At 62.2% G+C, this 19,577-nt stretch carries 16 protein-coding genes and 1 pseudogene; 7 read left to right on the top strand and 10 right to left on the bottom strand.

The features are described 5' to 3' along the window. Window positions 1-57: 57 nt before the first annotated feature. From BSIN_RS23135 to BSIN_RS23100, 8 genes are all read right to left on the bottom strand, one after another. Complete coding sequence (locus BSIN_RS23135) at window positions 58-1,209, bottom strand: DUF2827 domain-containing protein (RefSeq protein WP_089342149.1); 1,152 nt, start codon at window positions 1,207-1,209, stop codon at window positions 58-60. A gap of 15 nt (window positions 1,210-1,224) precedes the next feature. After that, window positions 1,225-2,376, bottom strand: a complete 1,152-nt coding sequence (locus tag BSIN_RS23130) for a DUF2827 domain-containing protein (protein WP_089342148.1) — start codon at window positions 2,374-2,376, stop codon at window positions 1,225-1,227. Window positions 2,377-2,391: 15 nt separating this feature from the next. Further along, window positions 2,392-2,610, bottom strand: a complete 219-nt coding sequence (locus BSIN_RS23125; protein WP_059520204.1) for a hypothetical protein — start codon at window positions 2,608-2,610, stop codon at window positions 2,392-2,394. A gap of 19 nt (window positions 2,611-2,629) precedes the next feature. Next, complete coding sequence (locus BSIN_RS23120; protein ID WP_369828248.1) at window positions 2,630-2,950, bottom strand: hypothetical protein; 321 nt, start codon at window positions 2,948-2,950, stop codon at window positions 2,630-2,632. Between the two features lie 47 nt (window positions 2,951-2,997). Beyond that, entirely contained in the window at window positions 2,998-6,906 is a 3,909-nt protein-coding gene (locus BSIN_RS23115; protein WP_089342147.1) for a YadA-like family protein, read from the bottom strand. 567 nt (window positions 6,907-7,473) lie between these two features. Further along, on the bottom strand, window positions 7,474-8,388 hold the full coding sequence (locus BSIN_RS23110; protein WP_089342146.1) for an aminomethyltransferase: 915 nt from the start codon (window positions 8,386-8,388) through the stop codon (window positions 7,474-7,476). A 136-nt stretch (window positions 8,389-8,524) separates the two neighbouring features. Continuing rightward, the gene (locus BSIN_RS23105; protein ID WP_059520207.1) at window positions 8,525-8,737 is read right to left on the bottom strand and encodes a DUF6566 family protein; all 213 of its coding nucleotides are present in this window, start codon (window positions 8,735-8,737) and stop codon (window positions 8,525-8,527) included. A gap of 289 nt (window positions 8,738-9,026) precedes the next feature. Continuing rightward, window positions 9,027-9,689, bottom strand: coding sequence for an NADPH-dependent FMN reductase (locus BSIN_RS23100; protein ID WP_082712126.1), 663 nt, complete (start codon window positions 9,687-9,689; stop codon window positions 9,027-9,029). Between the two features lie 357 nt (window positions 9,690-10,046). On the opposite strand from BSIN_RS23100, the gene BSIN_RS26645 reads away from it, so the two are divergent. The 5 genes and pseudogenes from BSIN_RS26645 to BSIN_RS23075 all read left to right on the top strand — a co-directional run bounded on the left by BSIN_RS26645 (window position 10,047) and on the right by BSIN_RS23075 (window position 14,750). Continuing rightward, a complete protein-coding gene (locus tag BSIN_RS26645) occupies window positions 10,047-10,376 on the top strand; it encodes a hypothetical protein (RefSeq protein WP_256583981.1) in 330 nt (109 codons plus the stop codon). Window positions 10,377-10,386: 10 nt separating this feature from the next. Continuing rightward, window positions 10,387-11,676 (top strand): annotated as a pseudogene (locus tag BSIN_RS25655) (quaternary amine ABC transporter ATP-binding protein); the annotation flags it as partial. After that, window positions 11,669-12,565: a choline ABC transporter permease subunit gene (gene choW, locus BSIN_RS23085; RefSeq protein ID WP_089342144.1), complete on the top strand. Its 897-nt coding sequence runs from the start codon at window positions 11,669-11,671 to the stop codon at window positions 12,563-12,565. The pseudogene BSIN_RS25655 and the gene choW, both read left to right, overlap by 8 nt. Before the next feature lie 100 nt (window positions 12,566-12,665). After that, on the top strand, window positions 12,666-13,670 hold the full coding sequence (locus BSIN_RS23080; RefSeq protein ID WP_089342143.1) for a GlxA family transcriptional regulator: 1,005 nt from the start codon (window positions 12,666-12,668) through the stop codon (window positions 13,668-13,670). A 129-nt stretch (window positions 13,671-13,799) separates the two neighbouring features. Next, window positions 13,800-14,750: a choline ABC transporter substrate-binding protein gene (locus tag BSIN_RS23075; protein ID WP_089342142.1), complete on the top strand. Its 951-nt coding sequence runs from the start codon at window positions 13,800-13,802 to the stop codon at window positions 14,748-14,750. A gap of 175 nt (window positions 14,751-14,925) precedes the next feature. On the opposite strand, the gene otnI is transcribed toward BSIN_RS23075, so the two are convergent. Beyond that, entirely contained in the window at window positions 14,926-15,702 is a 777-nt protein-coding gene (gene otnI / locus BSIN_RS23070; RefSeq protein ID WP_089342141.1) for a 2-oxo-tetronate isomerase, read from the bottom strand. Window positions 15,703-15,995: 293 nt separating this feature from the next. Further along, the gene (locus BSIN_RS23065) at window positions 15,996-17,087 is read right to left on the bottom strand and encodes a GlxA family transcriptional regulator (RefSeq protein ID WP_256583979.1); all 1,092 of its coding nucleotides are present in this window, start codon (window positions 17,085-17,087) and stop codon (window positions 15,996-15,998) included. 335 nt (window positions 17,088-17,422) lie between these two features. On the opposite strand from BSIN_RS23065, the gene BSIN_RS23060 reads away from it, so the two are divergent. Next, window positions 17,423-18,808, top strand: a complete 1,386-nt coding sequence (locus BSIN_RS23060; protein WP_059520213.1) for an L-serine ammonia-lyase — start codon at window positions 17,423-17,425, stop codon at window positions 18,806-18,808. Between the two features lie 16 nt (window positions 18,809-18,824). Further along, on the top strand, window positions 18,825-19,577 hold a 753-nt coding region (locus tag BSIN_RS23055), incomplete at its 3' end, for an FAD-dependent oxidoreductase (protein WP_143757528.1).

The following is a 19,577-nucleotide window of genomic DNA, read 5'->3' as shown; positions in this document are numbered from 1 at the left end:
TTTGCCGCGTCACGCCCCGTCATGCCGCGCCATGCGATGCATGGCCGCGCGCCGCGTTTATCGATATAGCGCGACAAGTGCGTCGGTATAGGCGGCGATGTTGCCGGCGTTGTAAATGCTGACCGAGTCGAGCAATGCCCGCGCGTTTTCCCGGTACGCATCGAGATGCGCATCGTGGTTGCGGAACGCGTCGATGAGCGCGCGACCGCCATGCTGGCAGTTGAAATCCGGGTAGTAGTAGCCGCATTTGCCGAGAAACGGCGAATTGTGGATCAGCGGATAGCCGCCGTACAACAGCTCGTAGTACAGGTAATTTTGCGCGTTCTCCCACGTGTGCGAAACCACCGCGTCGCCATACGCGGCCATGAACTCATACACCGCGAAGCGTCCTTCGAACGTCGTGAGGCCATGCGCGACGATATCGAGGTTCGTCGCGAATTTCACGAACGTCGCGTGTTCTTTCATATGCAGCGTGTTGCACACGCGCGCGTTTTCGAGAAACGACGGCTGCATGCGATACGCTTCTTCAACGATCAGCATCGGGATCATGCTGGCCTTCACCATGCAGATGTTCGGCTCGAAGATCGCGACGCGCCAGCGCGGCTTACCGGGTTGATAGCCGAATTCGAGGTGCGGGGCGAGCGTTGCACAGGCCTTGTCGAACAGCATCGGATGCCAGATGTGCGCGACGATCGTGACGGGCGAGCGCAATCCTGTCTCGAGATAGTGCCGGCACGAGCGCTCGAATTCGGGAATCGTCCAAACGCCGTCGTAGGCCGCGCCCGAGAACAGGAAGCCGGGCGGCTTGTCGAACATCGCTCGCTCGATGTCGATCACATAATCGTTGCCGACCCGCATCGTGACCACCTTGCCGCCGCTTGCACGGAAATGTGCGATCCAGCTCGCGTCGAACTGTGCGCTCATCTCGATCAGCACGTCGCAGCGGGCGAGCGCTTCGTCCATCGACCACAGCGGTACGTTCCATTCGTCGAGCATCATCTGAGGATCGGCCGCATTGCCGCCGCCACCGTTGACGAGCACTGCTTCGGCGACGAGCGGCGACTGACGCAACAGCAGCACCAGCAGCAGGCAGTTCTGGAAGATGCCGTTTTCCCATAGCGATTGGCCCGCGCCGCGAACGAACAGCGATACGCCGACGACGACACGCTTGCTGCCGTCACGCACGCCGCGAGCGGTGGATTCGGACATGCTTTTCTCCGGGATTCAAGCTTTTGCAATCAGACGCATCACGAACGCATCGACGTTGCACGGATTGTCGATCGCGACATCGCGCAGCAACGCGTTGGCGGCGGCACGATACGCATCGAGCTGCGCATCGTGATGTTGCCATGCGCTGGCGAGCGCGCGGCCGCCGGCCGCCGAGTCGAAATCCGGGTAATAGTAGCCGGCGCCGTTGAGCAGCGGCGAATTGTGGATCAGCGGATAACCGCCGTACAACACGTCGTAGTACAGATAATTCTGCGAATTTTCCCAATGATGAGACACGACGGCATCCGCATGCGACGACAGGAACGACGGCAGGTCGATCCGCGGTTCGAACGTGGCCTTGTGATCGCGAACCAGGTCGAGCGCGTTCGCGAAATGCACGAAGCTCGGATGCGACTTCATGTGCATGGCGTTGACGACGAACATGTGCTGGACCGCATCCGGTTGCGCGCGGTAAAACTCCTCGCATGCGAGCATCGGGTAATGACAGCTTTTGACGACCGAGATGTTCGGCTCGAGGATCGCGAGCCGCCAAGGCCGCGGACCGGGGCGATAGCCGTAGGTCAACCCTTTGGCCGCGAGTTGCGCGTTGCGGCGCTCGATGAAATACGAAGACCAGATGTGCGGCATCGTATGGACGGGAGTGCGCAATGAGGTGCGTAGCAGCGGCGCGCACGTCTTCTCCGATTTTTGCAGTACCCACGCTTCATCGAAGCGTGCGCCGTTGAATACATGGCTCGACGGCAGCCCGAAGAGCGACGCCTCGCACAGTCCCGCATAAGTATGGCCGACAAAGAATGCGACAAGTTTCTTGCCGAGCGCGCGCATATGGTTGAGCCAGCCGACATCGAGCTGCGCGCCCATCTCGATCACGACATCGAGTTCGTGCGTGACGTCGCGCGGATTGACGAGCGCAATATCGAGGCCGCCGAAATCGAGCCCGTCGGGCAGCTTGCTCGCGTCGCCGCCATTTAGAAAGTAAACCGGGCCGATTGCGTCCGATTGCTTGAGCAGCATCGCGAGAAACGCAATGTTTTGATGGATGCCGCTTTCCCAGATGGCCTGACCGTCACGGGCAAACAGCGAGATGCCGACAGCCGGGCGTTTTTCGCGCCGTCTGGCGGACGATGAGGATGCTTGATCGATCACCGGCTATATCCGTTTTCAGCATCGAACCTCATCGGTGGCCCGACGGGTCGATGCGCAACTGATGAGAGCGACGCGGCTGGCGTGCTCGAGCGCGATCCGCAAGCCGACCGGAATGCGCCTGGAGCGGGCCGGATACGCGAGCCGGATCGCCGGGCCGAACAAATCGGCCCGCGCCAGATTGTGACATAGAAGCCCGCGCGTGAAGCGTCCGGCGTTGTGCGTGCGGGTTTCCATGCCGGTTACGGGCCAGTGGTCATGAACCCGGCGCCGACGAGGCGAGCGGCGTCGAAACGCATTCGAACGTGAGGCTCAATGGTTCGTCATGCTGACCGTTATCGCGGTAAGCGGCGTCGGCCGCAATCGTGTTGACTTGGAGATCGCCGCAGACGCGCGCGGCGACATTCGTGCAGATTGCGCTTTTTCCGAACAAGCCGCCACAGGAGACGCGGTACGCGTGTGGATGGTCGGGCAGACGGGTCTGCGTGACCGAGTAGGTCGGCCAACTCGACGCAGTACATCCTGCCGCCGCGAGCGCGGCGAACGTGAGCGTGGTCCAAGTGATCTTCATCGTCATGTTTCCTCCAATTTGACGCGGCGGCGCAATACGCTCGCCGCTGCGCGTTACTTCCATTGATAAAGCATGCCCGCGCCGAGCACTTTCTGACTGCCGCTGAGACCGCCATTCAGCGAAGCCTTCAGGTTTTCGGTAAGCCGCGCCTGTATGCCGAGCGCCATCGCCTTCTGACCGAGGAACGTCGATGAGCCGACACCCATCGCGAAATTCGCGTCGCGATCCATATGCGGAATCGCCGCCATGGCCGCTACGGCCGCGATCCCTTGGCGTGCCATCGCATCGGTTTGCTGGAGCTGTTGCTGCTGTTGGTTGACCTGCGCGCCGAGCGTGTCTATCTGCGTCTGCTGATTCGAAAGCGATTGCGACATCGAGGCCGACACCGCATTCAACTGGTTCAGGTTCACCGCATCAGTGCCTTCGGTGCCCGGCGCGACGTTCGTGATTTGTCGCTGCTGCGCGGCGCTGCCGACCGACACCACGTTCGAGCGGCCCGCATCGTTCGAATTCGCGCCGATCGCGACCGAGTTCGAGCCGGCGGTGACGGAGGGCGCCGCAGCGCTCGGCGCGCTCATGTCGGCCGCGATGCCGGTGCTCGCAGGCAGCGAATGAATCACGTTTTCCGTGATCGACGTCGATAGCGATGTGATCTGCGTATTGATGTTCGTTACGCTCGTCGATAGTGAGGCGACCGAGGTGTTGGTGTTCGACAGACTGGTCGACAGTGAGCCGAGGCCGCTCGACGTTGACGTGGACAGCGATGCGAGATTGCTGTTGGTTGCCGACAGCCCAGTTGACAGCGAGCCGATGCTCGTCGACGTCGACGTGGACAGTGATGCGAGATTGCTGTTGGTCGCGGACAGCCCGGTGGATAGCGAACCGACCGCGGTCGACGTCGACGTGGACAGCGACGCCAGGTTGCTGTTCGTCGTATTCAGCCCTGTCGACAACGATGAGACGATGTTGTTGGTTGCATAGAGCTGACTGCCGTTGACCGCGTCCGTGCTGACCTTCGCAATCCTGCCGGCTGCGACGTTCGTGATTTGCCGCTCGGCGCCCGGTGCGCCGACGCTGAACACGCCGACCGGGTTGCCGCCCGCAAAACCGCCGAACGTCAATCCCCCGATGGCCACCGACGACACGGCGACGGCGGCCGACGTCGTCGCGCCGTTGCCGATCGCGATCGAGTCGGCAATATTGGCGAGCGCGTTCGGCCCGATCGCCACGCTGTTCGTGCCGGCCGCGATGCTGTCGGGTTGGGTCGAGTTCTCATGGAAGTACTTGATGCCTTTTGCGTTGATGCTGTCGATCGCGTTGCCGACGCTGTGATTCATGCTCGTCGTGCCGTCGCTGTTGTACGTGATGTACGACGGCGCGGAAATCACGCCTGTTGCAGAGTTGTACGAGGCGCCGCCGCCGAGCGCAGCAGCGGTACTGGTGCCGAGTTTCGTCGTGTTCGACGTGATCGAGCTGAGTCCGGTCGACAGAGAGCCGAGGCCGGTGGAAGTGGACGTGGACAGCGACGCGAGATTGCTGTTGGTTGCTGACAGCCCGGTGGACAGCGAGCCGATACCAGTGGAAGCCGAGGTCGAAAGCGACGCCACCGAACTGCTGGCCGACGACAATCCAGTGGACAGCGAACCGATGCCAGTTGACGCGGAGGTCGAAAGCGAAACGAGCGAACTATTGGTGGTGCTAAGCCCGGTGGAAGCCGAGGTCGAAAGCGACGCCACCGAACTGTTGGTCGACGACAGCCCGGTGGACAGCGATCCGATGCCGGTCGACAGCGACGAGATCGAACTCGTCGCCGAGCCTAGTTGCGACGCCACCGAGTAGAGCTGGCTGCCGTTGATTGCATCGGTACTGGCGGGACTTACCTGCCCTGCCGCGACGTTCGTGATTTGACGCGGCGCGCCGGGCGCTCCGACGCTCACGACACCGATCGGCGTGCTGCCGGCGAATGCGCTTAACTTGATTGATCTGAGCGTTGCATTGGCGACGGGAACGGCCGCATCTGCCACGGAATTCGCGCCAAGTGCGACCGAGTTATTGCTGCTGGCCACCGCGCCGATACCAATGGCGACGGCGTTCACGCCGGTTGCGATGCTGTCCGTGCCTGCCGAGTTGGCGTGAAAGTACTTGATGCCCCTTGCATTGATGTTGTCGAGTGCGTTGCCAACGCTGTGATTTGCGGTGGTCGTGCCATTATCGTTGTACGTGACATACGATGGCGCGGAGATCTTGCCCGTGGCAGCGTTGTACGCCGCACCGCCGCCAAGGGCGGCGGCGGCGCTGTTGCCCAGGTTGCTGGCAGTTGACGCGACGCTCGACAGGCCGGTGGACAACGAGCCGATGCCGGTAGATGCGGAGGTCGAAAGAGACGCCATCGAGCTGTTGGCGACCGACAGGCCGGTGGAAAGCGAGTTGACCCCGCTCTGCGCGGTGCTGATTCCCGTCGAAGCCGAAGTTGATAACGATGTTAATAAATTATTAGTTGTACTAAGCCCGGTGGACAACGAAAAAACGGTGCCGTTGGTTGTAGAGAGCCCACTGGAAAGCGATGCGATGTTGCTGTTGGCCGTGCCGAGGCCGGTGGAAAGCGAATTGACTTCGCTGCGAGCCGTGTTGAGCCCGGTTGAGGCCGAGATTGATAAAGATGTTAGTAAATTATTAGTTGTACTAAGTCCGGTGGACAGCGAAAAAATGTTGCCGTTGGTTGCGGATAGCCCGCTGGAAAGCGAGGCGATATTGCTGCTGGCCGTGCCGAGCCCGGTGGAAAGGGAGTTGACGCTGGCCTGAGCCGTACTGATTCCGGTAGACGCGGAAGTCGACAGACTCGCAATGTTGGCTGCGGTGGTCCTCATGCCGGTGCTCAATTGCGCGACCGTCGCGGCGTCTTGCGGCGCGGCGCCGTCGGCAACGTTCGTGATGCGGCGCAGATTCGTCGTACTGCCAACCGATACCTCGGACTGCGGCGCGGCCGTTGCGGTCAGGTAGCCGGAAAGAGTGGGCGCTTTGGAGCCAGTTGTGCTGCCTTGGCCGATCGCGACGCTGTCCGCGTATAAAGCTGCGCTCGACGGGCCGATTGCTACCGTGCCTGCCGCATTCGCATTCGCCTGTGTGCCGATCGCGGTCGCGCCCGTGCCGTTCGCGTTGGTTTGATTGCCCAGCGCGAGCGCGTTCGTGCTGTTCGCAGCCACCGTTGCGCTGTTGCCCATTGCAATGCCATTCGTGCTCGTTGCGTCGACCGTCGCACCGAGTCCGATCGCGACGCCCGATTGTGCTGCCGCGCTGGATTGTCCGCCGAGCGCAATCGCATCTTGCGCGGTCGCTTGTGCGCCTTTCGTTGCATTGCTGCCGATCGCAATCGATCCCGCACCGGAGGCGAGCGTCGAGTTTGCCGCCGACAGCGCAGTCGTGCCGTTGCCGCCGGCACCGCCGATCGCGACGGAATTCAGCGCGCTTGCGATGCTGCCGAAGCCGACCGCGGTCGCGGCCGTGCCGCTTGCATTCGCTTCGAGACCGGCCGCCGTTCCCCATAGGGCCGCCGAGCTGAGAAAGCCGGTGGCGGTGCCGCCGTTGCCCGTTACCTGTGCGAATACGCCGTAGACGGTTGCCGCAAGCTGATTGTTGCCGCTCGAATTGCAGCCGCTGACGGTCGAATACGTACCCGAGCCGTCGACAGGATAGGTATCCGTGTTGCCCGTGGCCGTCCGCCCGACGGTTGTCGTGCCGCTACCGGACGAGCAGGTCGCGTGAGTGAGTTCTCCGGTGGGCGAGATTTCGTCGGGAATATAGACGTCGGCGCTCGCGAGCGAGGGTAATCCGGCCAGCAGTGCCACGATCGCCGTGACGATGACGGAAGATTGGTTCGGCTTGCCGCGCGCCGATTCAAGTTCCGATGTAGCAACCCACGCGCCGAGCGCTTCGTTCCAAATGGATCGGTATGAGCGGTTCATGCTGAAGTTCCCCTAAAACGAGTGCGCAATACGTCCGTCTCTCGTTTGCGTCGATCTCGTGTTGACGTGTTGTGATCAGGGAGCGAATTCTAGTATTGATAATTTGGAAGAATGAAAAAGAAATGGCCGTCAGAATGTTAAAAAGTGTTATGGCAAGATGGGGAAATAAGAGGCGTCATTTTTACCATTTTTGTAGATTGATGTTTTGATTGAAATTTTTGCTTATTGGCTAACTGATTGAATGAGTTTTTATGTTCGATGCCGGTGTTGTTTCAAACACACTGAAAATTTCAAATTCAATAAATTCGTAAGGTTTGGGGCCATTTTCATACAAATACCTCTTCTATTTGTATGACTTTATTGAGATGAATACGGAGGAATATACGATTTATTTTTTTTGTGATGCTGTTAATTAATTTTTTGAAATCGTCTGGTGGTGATGAGTGCGACTGGATGATTATTGAAAATTGATCGGGTGGATGCCTAATTATATTCGGGATAATCGGTATTGCGAATGATATGAAAAAGGCGCGGCCGGTTCGGAGCCGAAGGCGCGCCGGCAGAGGATTACTTGCGCAATAAACGCAGCGCTAACCGCGCGAGCCGGGGGACGGCTGTCGGGCGCAGTAGCCGTTTGTCGTAACCGGCCATCCGTCGTTCGTTCTCGACGAGACAAAGTTCGATCAGTTCGCGCGGATTCAGCGCGTCGCCGACGGTGGCTGCGGTATTGGCCGGAAAATTCGCATCACGGGCGACGCCGTCGGCGTCGATGCCGCGCGCGATGCCGATTCGCTCCCAGATCAGGAACGCCCACACCGCCGCGACCCGCGCGAAGAACCACGGCCGGCGCCACCACGGCAGGTTGCGCCAATACCAGCCGAACCAGTTCACGAAGAACAGAATGTGGCGGCCTTCTTCCTGGATCACGGGCTCGAAGGTTTCGACAAGCGCTGGTGGAAAGTAGCCCGAACGTTGCGCGGAGCGGAACAGTCCGAACGCGAAGAAACTGTCGATGCATTCGCTGAATCCGGTGACCATCCACGCCCACTCGGCATCTTTGGGCGCCGGATAGTCCGGCTCGGGCGCGAGCTTGATTCCGTATGCCTCGACGAGCTTGGACAGCACGACCTTGTGCCGGGCTTCCTCGGCGCCGTCCATCTCGAGCGCCTTGCGCAGCAGCGGGTCGTTTTCCACCGTCGATGCGAAGGTCGCTACCCGGATCGACGCGCGGCCTTCGGTTTGCACGGCGATGTCCCAGATCGGCAGCGACGTGAGTTTTGCCAGCGAATTGGCGTCGAGCAGCGGCCAATCGATGACGGCCGGCTTATACGGATTGTGAGTGTCGAGCAGCATACGGCAGAACATCTGCTTATGCATATCGGAACCGATTCGCACCGGGCCGCGGCTTGGATGGACCCAGTTGCGCATTGCGTGATCTGCTGCTTGTTCCGCCGTTTGCTCTTGTGGCAGCGTGTCGGACATGGCCAGGTTGGTAAACGTGATGTAAGGAGTAAGCGATTGTTACATAGCTCCGGAAATCACGTATTTTGCCCAGCCGATGTCCGTGTGCGATGTGGCACGCGGGCAGCCGTTTTACCGAGCGCCGCTGGCGTCTGGCTCAACAGTGCGAGTCGACCCAGAGGCGTCCCCAGCGGAACGCATAGGCGAGTGCATGCTCTTCGTCGAAGAAGAAATCGATGGCGTCGAACGAATAGGCACGGGCGGGGGCGCTTGCCTTTTCGATGGTGAGGTTCGCGGCGAACAGGCCGTTCGGCAGTCGCGCCGCAGCGGGCGCAACCTCATAGCCCTTGTAGCGGATCGAACGATTCATGGCTTACGCGAGAGTTGAGAACGAGCTTGCAGCGTAAGCAATCGGCGCGCGACGGTGAACCAATCTTTATAGGTAAGCAAATCACCCGGCGGGATCGAATGTCATGAAGACGGCTCTCGATCCGATAGGCGCTTGGTGCGCATTCCGCGGCGGGGCGACACGCTCCGGTGCGATGCGCCGATCCGCTCGCTAAAAGGCGGACACGGCAAATACGGCGGACCCAATTAGGCGCACCTGATCAGCGTCCGACGGGCAGGCAAGCGTGGCGGCGCGCCCGCGCGCCGCGTGTTCAACCGGCGGTGGTTTCGAGCACCGCCGCGAGCGCATCGTCCCCCGTGACGCGGGCGGCCGCGCGGTGCAACGCGAACGCGAGTGCGAATTCGGCAGCTTGCTTACCGACGGTTTCCAGCTGTGAAGCCACCTTGGGATCGGAGCAGTTATCGGTTGTGTCGAAGCGGGTTTCGAGTGTGTTGACCGTCGCGCCGAATGGCGTCGGCCAGCCGCGCAGCGCGTGGACGATCGAGCGCAGCGACGTCAGCACGGTGCCCGCCGCCTGCCAGCCGTATGCGGTGACGATGCAGCCCACCGCGCGGCCGTCCAGGTACGGACGCTCGTCGGCACGCAATTCCTCGAGCGTGTCGAGCGCGTTTTTCACGAGTCCGGATACGCCGCCGTGGTAGCCCGGCGTTGCGATGATCACCGCGTCGGCGGTGCGGACAGCGTCAATCAGCTCGTGCTGGCTATCGGTCAGTTCGCGCCGCTCCGGCGCGTAATGGGGCAGCGTATGCAGAAATGGGCCGTCGAACAATCGCGTGCGCGCGCCGGTTGCTTGCGCGCCGCGCAGGGCGAAGCCGAGCGCGCGCTCGGTTGACGATGCGGCTCGGGTAGTGCCGCCGATGCCGACGATGAACGGCCGACGATGCGGATCGAATGCAGTCAAAGTGCGCTCCATGTAGGTGCGGCGCCTGATTAAAAGTAGGCTGGATACAGCATATTAATGACGTAATCGATGCTGGAGAAACGACTTTTCATTCTATCGATATGCTAATTGAGGAGGGGAACGGTGCTGCACGCCGTGAATTGAATAGCAGAAATGCTTGGTTGGGGGGCATGCAACGGATGGATATGATCGCACCTGTCTCCTCCGTGAGATTTCTCTAACATGGGTTGGCCCCGCCGGTGGGAATGTCGGCGGGGCTCTTTTTTTCGCGCGTTGGCGATTCGATATTCGCAATGCCGGATCGGCCATCGATTTGGATAACCGAATATCTCGCGCGTGTATTCGATTGGGTTTCGATTCGCGCGCGAGATGCTTTCGGCACGCACGGTGCCGCACCGGGTCGAGCCGCCCGCTACGCGAGCGCGCCATTGCGGTTGCGAGGCAGTCGGTAAGTACCTGCCGGGCGGCAGACTTCGCTTTGCTTTGCCCAATGACCGGAGCGGTATCAACGGCGAGTTTCGTGTCGGCCGTGGCTGGCCGAGTGTGCGCGGCATGGCCGATGAAGATCAAACAAAGTTTGATGAAGCGTGCTTGGCGCGGTGTGCCGGCTGCCGTGCTGCCGCCGAGGCGGTGCGCTTTTCTTGTCAGCTTTTTGCCGCGGCGCGCAAAAGCAGCATGTCCGACGCCGGCCGCATTTGACCGGCGCCGCCGCGCGTGTCGTATTTGCGCAAGCGTTTGTCGTAATTCGTCGGCTGTACAGGGTTTTTTCTGGCAACCATGTAGGCACGCTCTGATGGCTTGATTTCCGCTACACCAGGAGACGGTTGCAATGGATGCCCCGAAGGTCGTGGTCGAAGGTCTGTGCAAGGTATTTGGAAATAATCCGCGGCAGGCGCTCGACATGCTTGCCGCGGGCGCGACGAAAGATGAAGTGTTCGCACGCACGGGCCAGGTGGTTGGTGTGCATGACGTCTCATTCGACGTGCAGGAAGGCGAGATTTTCGTGCTGATGGGCTTGTCGGGTTCCGGCAAATCGACGCTGATCCGGCTCGTTAACCGGCTCGTCGAGCCCAGCGCCGGCAAGGTGCTGATCGATGGCCGCGATGTTGCCGCCGTGCCGCGAGCCGAGTTGATCGCACTGCGCCGCAAGGACATGAGCATGGTGTTCCAGTCGTTCGCGCTGATGCCGCAGCGCACGGTGTTGTCGAATGCCGCGTTTGGTCTCGAGGTTGCCGGGGTGCGCCGCAAGGAGCGCGAGCGGCGCGCGATGACGGTGCTCGAGCAAGTTGGGCTCGCGCAATTTGCGCACAAGCTGCCTGCGGAATTGTCGGGCGGTATGCAGCAGCGTGTCGGGCTCGCGCGGGCGCTTGCAGTCAATCCGTCGTTGATGATCATGGACGAAGCGTTTTCCGCACTCGATCCACTCAAGCGCAAGGAAATGCAGAACGTACTGCTGCAACTTCAAAAGGAGCAGCGCCGCACGATCATGTTCGTGTCGCACGATCTCGAGGAGGCGCTGCGTATCGGCAGCCGGATCGCGATCATGGAAGGCGGCCGGCTCGTGCAGCTCGGCACGCCGCAGGAAATCATCGCGCATCCGGCTGACGAGTACGTGCGCGCGTTCTTCGAGGGCATCGACACGAGCCGCTATCTGACGGCCGGCGACCTGATGCTGACGGGCGCGGTGCCCGTCGTTTCAAGGCTCGATGCGGCGAATGTTGCCGCGACGCTGAACGGCAGTGCCGAATACGCATTCGTGCTCGACGAAACGCGCAAGTTGCGCGGTTGCGTGACGCGCGATGCGCTGGGCAGCGCGAAGCTCAGTGTGAATCAGATCGAGAGCATCGCGCGCGACGCGTCGCTCGAGCATGTGATCGAGCGGGTGGTCGCGCATCCGCACGCGCTGCCCGTCGTCGACGATGACGGCTGTTATTGCGGTTCGATCGACCGGACCGTGTTGCTGAAGGCCATTACGCGCTCGCGAGGTTCCCATGTCTGAACGCATTCCGCTCGGTAGCTGGGTAGATCAGTCGGTTCACTATCTGCTCGACCACGATGCCAAGACGTTCGATTCGATCGGCCGCGCAATCGAAGGGCTCGCCGCGTTTGTCGAGCACACGCTGCAAGCGGTGCCGATGTGGGCGATGATCGCCGGTTTCGTCGGCGTCGGGCTATGGCGTGTCGGCTGGCGTTTCGCATTGTTCACCGCGTTGTCGCTCGGCCTCATCGTCGGCACGGGCTTTTGGGATCAGACGGTCGTCACGCTCGGGCTCACGTTGTCGTCGACGATCATCAGTCTTGTGCTAGGCATCCCGCTCGGGATCTGGGCGGCAAAGAGCAAATGGGTCGCGGCGCTCGTGCGCCCGATTCTCGATCTGATGCAGACAATGCCCGCATTCGTCTATCTGATTCCGGCCGCCATGCTGTTTGGCTTGGGCCGTGTGCCCGGCATCTTGTCGACGGTGATTTTCGCAATGCCGCCCGCCGTGCGGCTAACGAGCCTTGGCATTCGCCATGTGAACCGCGAGATCGTCGAAGCGGGGCAGGCGTTTGGTTGCACGCCGTGGCAGCTTCTCTACAAGGTGCAGTTTCCGAATGCGCTGCCGTCGATCATGCAGGGCGTGAACCAGACGATCATGATGGCGTTGTCGATGGTGATCATCGCATCGATGGTCGGCGCGGGCGGCCTCGGTAACGACGTGCTCGCGAGCATTCAGCGTTTGGACATCGGCCTGGGTTTCGAAAGCGGGTTGTCCGTCGTGCTGTTGGCGATCATTCTCGACCGTATCACCGAAAGTTTCGGCCGCGCGCCGGGCACGGCGAAAACCCCGTTGCTCTCCGGCCTCAGGCAATTGTTCGGCACGCGCTCGTCGATTGCACAAGCCTGACGTTTTTCGTCATTCCGAGTGTCGCAAACCGGCCGGCTCAGGCAGGCGTGCAGCCGCCCGAGCCGGTCGGCCGCAGGCAACCTGATTGCTGGAGAACGATGTGACGTCCGCCCCCGCCGTTGCCGCATTTGATGCCTGTACTGATCCGCTTGCTTCGGTCAGGAATTTTGGATTCCTGACGTTGAATAATTTTTCGATGATCGCGTTTACGAGTGCGGTCGAAGTGTTGCGGATGGCGAATTATGTTGCGCGCGCCCAGCACTACCGCTGGTCGGTGCTTACGCTCGACGGCACGCCGGCGCATGCAAGCAACGGCATTGCGGTGCGGCCGACGCAACCGCTCGACATCGACGCGCCGCCCGATGCGCTGATTGTTTGCGGCGGAATCGGGGTTCGTGAGGTGGTCACCTCCGCGACGTGCGAGGCGCTCGTCGCGCTTGCCGGGCGTGGCGTGCCGCTTGGCGGCTTTTGCACGGGCGCGTATGCGTTGATGGCAAGCGGCTTGCTCGACGGCTACCGGTGTTCGGTGCATTGGGAGAATCTGTCGGCGCTGCACGCGCAGTTTCCGCAAGTGAGCTTTGCCGACGAGCTGTTCGTCGTCGATCGCGACCGGCTGACCTGCACCGGCGGCACCGCGCCGCTCGATCTGATGCTCAATCTTGTCAGCGCGCAGCTCGGGCAGCGGCTTGCCGCGCAGGTTTCCGAGCAGTTCGTCCTCGAGCGGATTCGCGGCGCGACCGATGCGCAGCCGATTCCAGTCGATGCGCGCGTGGGTTTTTCCCGCGCGGAGCTGATCGAGGTCGTGCGGTTGATGGAGTCGAACATCGAAGAGCCGCTGTCGCTGGATGAACTGGCGCGGCTCGTGCAGCTATCGCAACGGCATCTGCAGCGCATGTTCAAGGTGTATTTGAATGTGTCGCCGACGCATTACTACCTGACGCTGCGCTTGAAGCGCGCGCGTGATCTTTTGCGCACCACCGACACATCGATCGCGCGCGTGACGGCGATTTGCGGTTTTCATTCGCCATGCCATTTCAGCAAGGCGTATCGCGCGCAGTTCGGTCATGCACCGAGCCACGAGCGCCGCGCGCCGGCGGCGGGCTGAGCCGGATGCGAACCCGCGCACGGGCGGGCTTGCTGTTTGCCGATGTGCGATAGGCGGCGCGATGCGCGATCCTCGCATTCGCGAAGCACGGATTTCATGTGGAAGACGTCGTAGTCGAGGAGAACAGGAATGAAACGACAATGGATCGCGGCGGCTTGCGGGTTCGCCATTTCGGTTGCGCCGTTCGCGGGCGCGCGGGCTGGGGAGCCGCTGGCCTGCAAGACAGTGCGCTTTGCGGACGTCGGCTGGAGCGACATCGCCGCGACGACAGGGCTCGCTTCGACGATGCTCGCGGGCCTCGGTTACACGCCGACTAAGACGATCGCGTCGGTGCCGATCACGTTCGCGGGCATCAAGAGCAAGCAGATCGATGTGTTTCTCGGCTACTGGTCGCCGACGATGGACCCGATCATCGCACCGTTTACGAAGGCGGGTACGATCAAGGTGCTGCCCACGCCGAACCTGACGGGGGCGAAATACACGCTCGCGGTACCGGATTATGTCTATCAAGGCGGCCTGAAGTCGTTTGCCGATATTCAGAAATTCTCGGACAAGCTCGGGGGGCGCATCTACGGCATCGAACCCGGCAACGACGGCAATATGCTGATCAAGAAGATGATCGACGGCAACCAGTTCGGGCTCGGCAAATTCAAGCTGGTTGAATCGAGCGAGGCGGGGATGCTCGTCGAAGTGAACCGCGCGATTCGAGACAAGCAATGGATCGTGTTTCTCGGCTGGGAACCGCATCCGATGAACGTGCAAATGAAGATCGATTATCTGAGCGGCGGCGATGACGTATTCGGCCCGAACTACGGCGAAGCGAAGGTGCTGACGGCGATGCCGCCCGATTACGCATCGCGTTGCCCGAACGTCGCGAAATTCGTATCGAACCTGCAATTCTCGACGTCGATCGAGAATCACGTGATGGTGCCGATCATGAACAAGGAGGAGCCGAACAAGGCGGCGGGCGAGTGGCTGAAGGCAAATCCGCAAATGCTCGATAAATGGCTGGCCGGCGTGACGACATTCGACGGCAAGCCGGCGGTGCCGGCCGTCAAGCACTATTTCGGTATGCAGTGAATCGCGGCGCCGTGCGCGCGGCGCTTTCCGTTCTTCGCATCGCCGGAATCGTTGATTGGAGGACGCCAGCGGCGCATCGCACGCCGCTCGGCAAGCTGCCGGCGCAGCCGCCGAAGCCGTCATCGCCGCCGGCGTGACGTTCGTCGTGACAGGCGCCGCTGGCCGATGCCCGGCGTCACAGATACGGCCTGAGCCAGCCCAAGCCCTCCGACGTGCCGGCTCGCGGCCGGTATTCGCAGCCGATCCAACCGTCGTAGCCGAGTGCATCGATCAACGCGAACAGGTACGGATAATGGATCTCGCCGATGTCGGGCTCGTGCCGCTCCGGCACGCCGGCTATCTGAATGTGGCCGATGGTCGCGATGTCGCGTTTGAGTGCCGTCGCCAGATCGCCTTCGACAATCTGGCAGTGATAGCAATCGAATTGCACTTCGAGATTCGGCGCGCCGATCTCGCGGCGGATCGCTTGCGCTTCTTCCTGACGGGTCAGGAAATAGCCGGGTATGTCGCGCGGATTGATGGGCTCGATCAGGATCGTCACGCGCTCGGCGTGCGCCGCTTCGGCCGCGTAGGCGAGGTTGTGCAGATAGGTGTCGCGGTGGCGCGCGCGGTCGTGCGTCGGCGCGATCGCGCCGGCCATCACATGAATTTTGTCGTTGCCGATCGCGCGGGCGTAGGCGAGCGCCGTGTCGATCGAGCACTTGAATTCGTCTTCGCGGCCCGGCAGCGACGCGATCCCGCGTTCGCCCGCGGCCCAGTTGCCGGCGGGCGCGTTGAAGAGTGCTTGAGTCAGGCCGTTCCCGTCGAGCCGGGCTTTGAGTTCGACGGCAGGAAAGTCATAGGGAAACAGGTATTCGACTGCCCGGAAGCCGTCGCGCGCGGCGGCGGCAAAGCGTTCGACGAACGCGTGCTCGTGGTACATCATCGTCAGATTGGCGGCAAAGCGTGGCATGGCAGCGTGATGAGGTTTAGACGTCGATTGGACGATGCGTCGCGCGTCATACGTCATGTGACGCGCAACGCGTGGGCGCGCGTAGCGATCCGCGATCTGCCGGCAATGCGCCGACGCCGGTTCCTGTACATACCTTCAGTATGACGGCGCCGCAGAGGCTAACTTGATCGCGCGGCTTTTTCAGACCATTTTATCTGGCAGGCAACTATTCGGCATGAATGGAAGTGAACGCCGGCGCTCTGGCGAGGTAACGACAACGGGCCTGGCGCTATCGTCAATCGCCGGATGCCCGGCTATTGAGCGAGCGCGCAGGGGCGCGCGTTGGCGTCGTGCGCGACGTGGGCCGTTGCGCTCGCGTCGCCTGCAAGGGCAACGCCTTTATCCCGGTAAGCCGCGGGCGGTTCGCCGAACTGCTTGCGGAATTCCCGGCCGAGGTGAGACGCGTCGGAGAATCCGCAACTCGACGCGATGTCGGCGACGGTGCGGTCCGAACTCGTCAGCAGCCACGCGGCGGTGCGCAGCCGCACCTGCTTGGCGAACGCCTGCGGGGTCTTGCCCGTTTCCGCCTTGAACAGCCGCTCGAGCTGCCGTGTCGACAGGTCGAGCTTGCATGCCAGTTCGTCGAGCGGCAGCGCACGGCCGACATGCTGCTCCATCAGCAGGATCGCGCGCTTGATTTTCGGATGCGTCGCAGGCGCGAGGCCGGGCGGGTGCGGTTGCGGCGCGTTGCCTTTCTGCATCTCGCCGACGAGCAGGATACGGAGCGCTTTTTGTACGGTCGCGTGATCGAAGTGGCGCAGCAGGATCGCGGCGGCAACGTCGATCGACGCGCGTCCGCCCGAGCAGGTGATGCGCCGCCGGTCGATCACGAACAGCCTGTCGGCGATCAGCAGATCGGGGTCGATGTCCGGGAAGCGCTCGACGAAATCCCAATAATGGAACCAACTCACGCAGACTCTGTGTCCGTCGAGCACGCCTGCCCGCATCAGCGCGAACGCGCCGGTGCAAATGCCCACGAGATGCGCGCCGCGTTGCGTGGCGCGGTGAATGAATTGCAGCACCGGCTGGCCCGCTTGCGGCCCGGAATGCAGCAGCCCGCCCACGACGACGACGTAGTCGAACGTGCCCGCGTCGTCGAACGTTTGCCATGGCGTCACCTGGATCCCGCAACTCGCGCGCACAGGCGCGAGCGTGTCGCCGATCACCGTCCATGAGCAGCGCACCGGCTTGCTGTGGTCGCCGTCGTCAGCCGACAGGCGCAGCATGTCGACGAAGCCGGAGAACGCGGTCAACGTGAAATTCGGCAGCAGCACGATGCCGAAGCGCAGGCGCGGCTTGGCGTCGGTCGCGGCTGCAGGGGGCGGGGCGGATGCGTCGGCGGTCATCGTGGCAGTCTTGGGCTGAATCGTTTAGCTGATGCGGCAGCGCAGCATGGCGCCGCAGGCGCACCGGTTGCGGATGGTTCGCGGCGGGCCGGTGAATGGTCCAGGACGCGGAGCGCATCCGGGACCCTATCGCGAGCGTCGCCGATCGGCTCGGGCGGGACTTGTGTTTTTTCGCCGCGAATCATCGCCGAAACGCATCGCCCGGCCGGCGGGCGCGGCGCTTGGCGGCGGCGTCCCACGCCGATGCCGTTTTTGTTCTATCGGCCAATTTTACGCTTTGGTGTACTGACACCCAACGTCAATTTCACATTGCGTCGTCACGCAAGGATGGCCGAATGAATGTCAGCGTCTTCGATCTGTTCAAGATCGGCATCGGTCCGTCGAGTTCGCATACGGTCGGACCGATGATCGCCGCATGCCGTTTCGCGTCGCATGTCGAGGATGCGAACCTGCTTGCGTTCGTGCGGCGCGTGCGGGTGGAGCTGTATGGCTCGCTCGGCGCGACTGGCAAGGGGCATGGCACCGACAAGGCGGTGCTGCTCGGTCTCGAAGGGCATCTGCCCGACCGTATCGACCCCGATCTGATCGCGCCGCGCTTGGCCGAGATCCGTTCCCGGAAGTCGCTTGCGCTGCTCGGCAAGCATCCGGTGCGCTTCGACGAGAAGGACGATCTCGGGTTCTATCGCAAGCTGATGACAGGTTCGGGCGTCGTGCATCCGAACGGGATGCGGTTTCAGGCGTTCGACGAGCAGGGGCAGCTTCTCGTCGAGAAAGAGTATTACTCGGTGGGCGGCGGTTTCGTTGTCAATCGCGACGGCGATCGCGTCAACGGTGCGCGCGCGGGGGCCGACGTGCCGTATCCGTTTCGCACGGGCGACGATCTGATGCGCGCGTGCCGCGACAGCGGGCTGTCGATCGCGGCGCTGACGTTTCGCAACGAATGCGCGCTGCGGCCGCCCGAAGAGGTGCGTGCGGGTCTCGTCGCAATCTGGCGGGCGATGGCTGCGTGCGTCGAGCGTGGCTGCAAGGCGAGCGGCGAGCTGCCGGGGCCGATGCGCGTGAAGCGTCGCGCAGCCGAGCTGCATGCGCGGTTGCGTGAGCGATCGGAGGAATCGCTGCGCGATCCGCTGTCGATGCTCGATTGGGTCAATCTGTATGCGATGGCCGTCAATGAGGAGAACGCGGCGGGCGGCCGGGTGGTCACCGCGCCGACCAACGGCGCGGCGGGCGTGATTCCTGCCGTGCTGCATTACTACGTGAAGTTCGTGCCCGGTTCGAACGAGCAGGGCATCGTCGATTTTCTGTTGACGGCCGCCGCGATCGGGATCATCTACAAGGAAACCGCATCGATCTCGGGCGCGGAAGTCGGCTGCCAGGGCGAGGTCGGCGTCGCGTGCTCGATGGCCGCGGCCGCGCTTGCCGCGGTCATGGGCGGCACGCCGGGCCAGGTCGAGAACGCGGCCGAGATCGGCATGGAGCACAACCTAGGAATGACTTGCGATCCCGTCGGCGGTCTCGTGCAGATTCCGTGCATCGAGCGCAACGCGATGGGCGCGATCAAGGCGCTGAACGCGTCGCGGATCGCGCTGAAGGGGGACGGTCAGCACTACGTATCGCTCGATTCGGTGATCAAGACGATGCGCGAGACGGGCGCCGACATGAAGACGAAATACAAGGAGACGTCGCGCGGCGGGCTTGCCGTGAACGTCATCGAATGCTAACGAAGGGTTGATCCATATGAGCCGCTATTCGATATTCAGCCTGTTTCGCAACGGTCTGTCGTACCACGAAAACTGGGAGCGCCAATGGCAGAGCCCAGAGCCCAGGCGCGAATACGACGTCGTGATCGTCGGCGGCGGCGGGCACGGGCTCGCGACCGCGTATTACCTCGCCAAGGAGCACGGCGTGACCAACGTCGCGGTGCTCGAGAAGGGCTGGATCGGCGGCGGCAATACCGCGCGCAACACGACGATCGTCCGCTCGAATTATCTGTGGGACGAATCGGCCGCGCTGTACGAAAAGGCGATGAAGCTGTGGGAAGGGCTCGCGCAGGATCTGAACTACAACGTGATGTTCAGCCAGCGCGGCGTGATGAATCTCGCACACACGCTGCAGGACGTGCGCGACACGCAGCGCCGCGTGAACGCGAACCGGCTCAACGGCGTCGATGCGGAGTTCCTGACGCCCGAGCAGATCAAGGCGATCGAGCCGACGATCAATCTGAACAGCCGCTATCCGGTGCTCGGCGCGTCGATCCAGCGGCGCGGCGGCGTCGCGCGGCACGACGCGCTTGCATGGGGCTTCGCCCGCGGGGCCGATCGCGCGGGCGTCGACATCATTCAGAACTGTCAGGTGACGGGCATTCGCCGCCAAGGCGGTGCGGTCACGGGTGTCGATACCGTGAAGGGCTTCATCAACGCGAAAAAGGTCGCGGTGGTCGCGGCCGGCAATACAACGACGCTCGCCGATATGGCCGGCGTGCGCCTGCCG

Origin of the sequence: Burkholderia singularis (assembly GCF_900176645.1) — a bacterium.
GTDB lineage: Bacteria > Pseudomonadota > Gammaproteobacteria > Burkholderiales > Burkholderiaceae > Burkholderia > Burkholderia singularis.
Note: the sequence above shows the minus strand (reverse complement) of the source record. Positions and strands in the feature narration are given on the sequence as shown.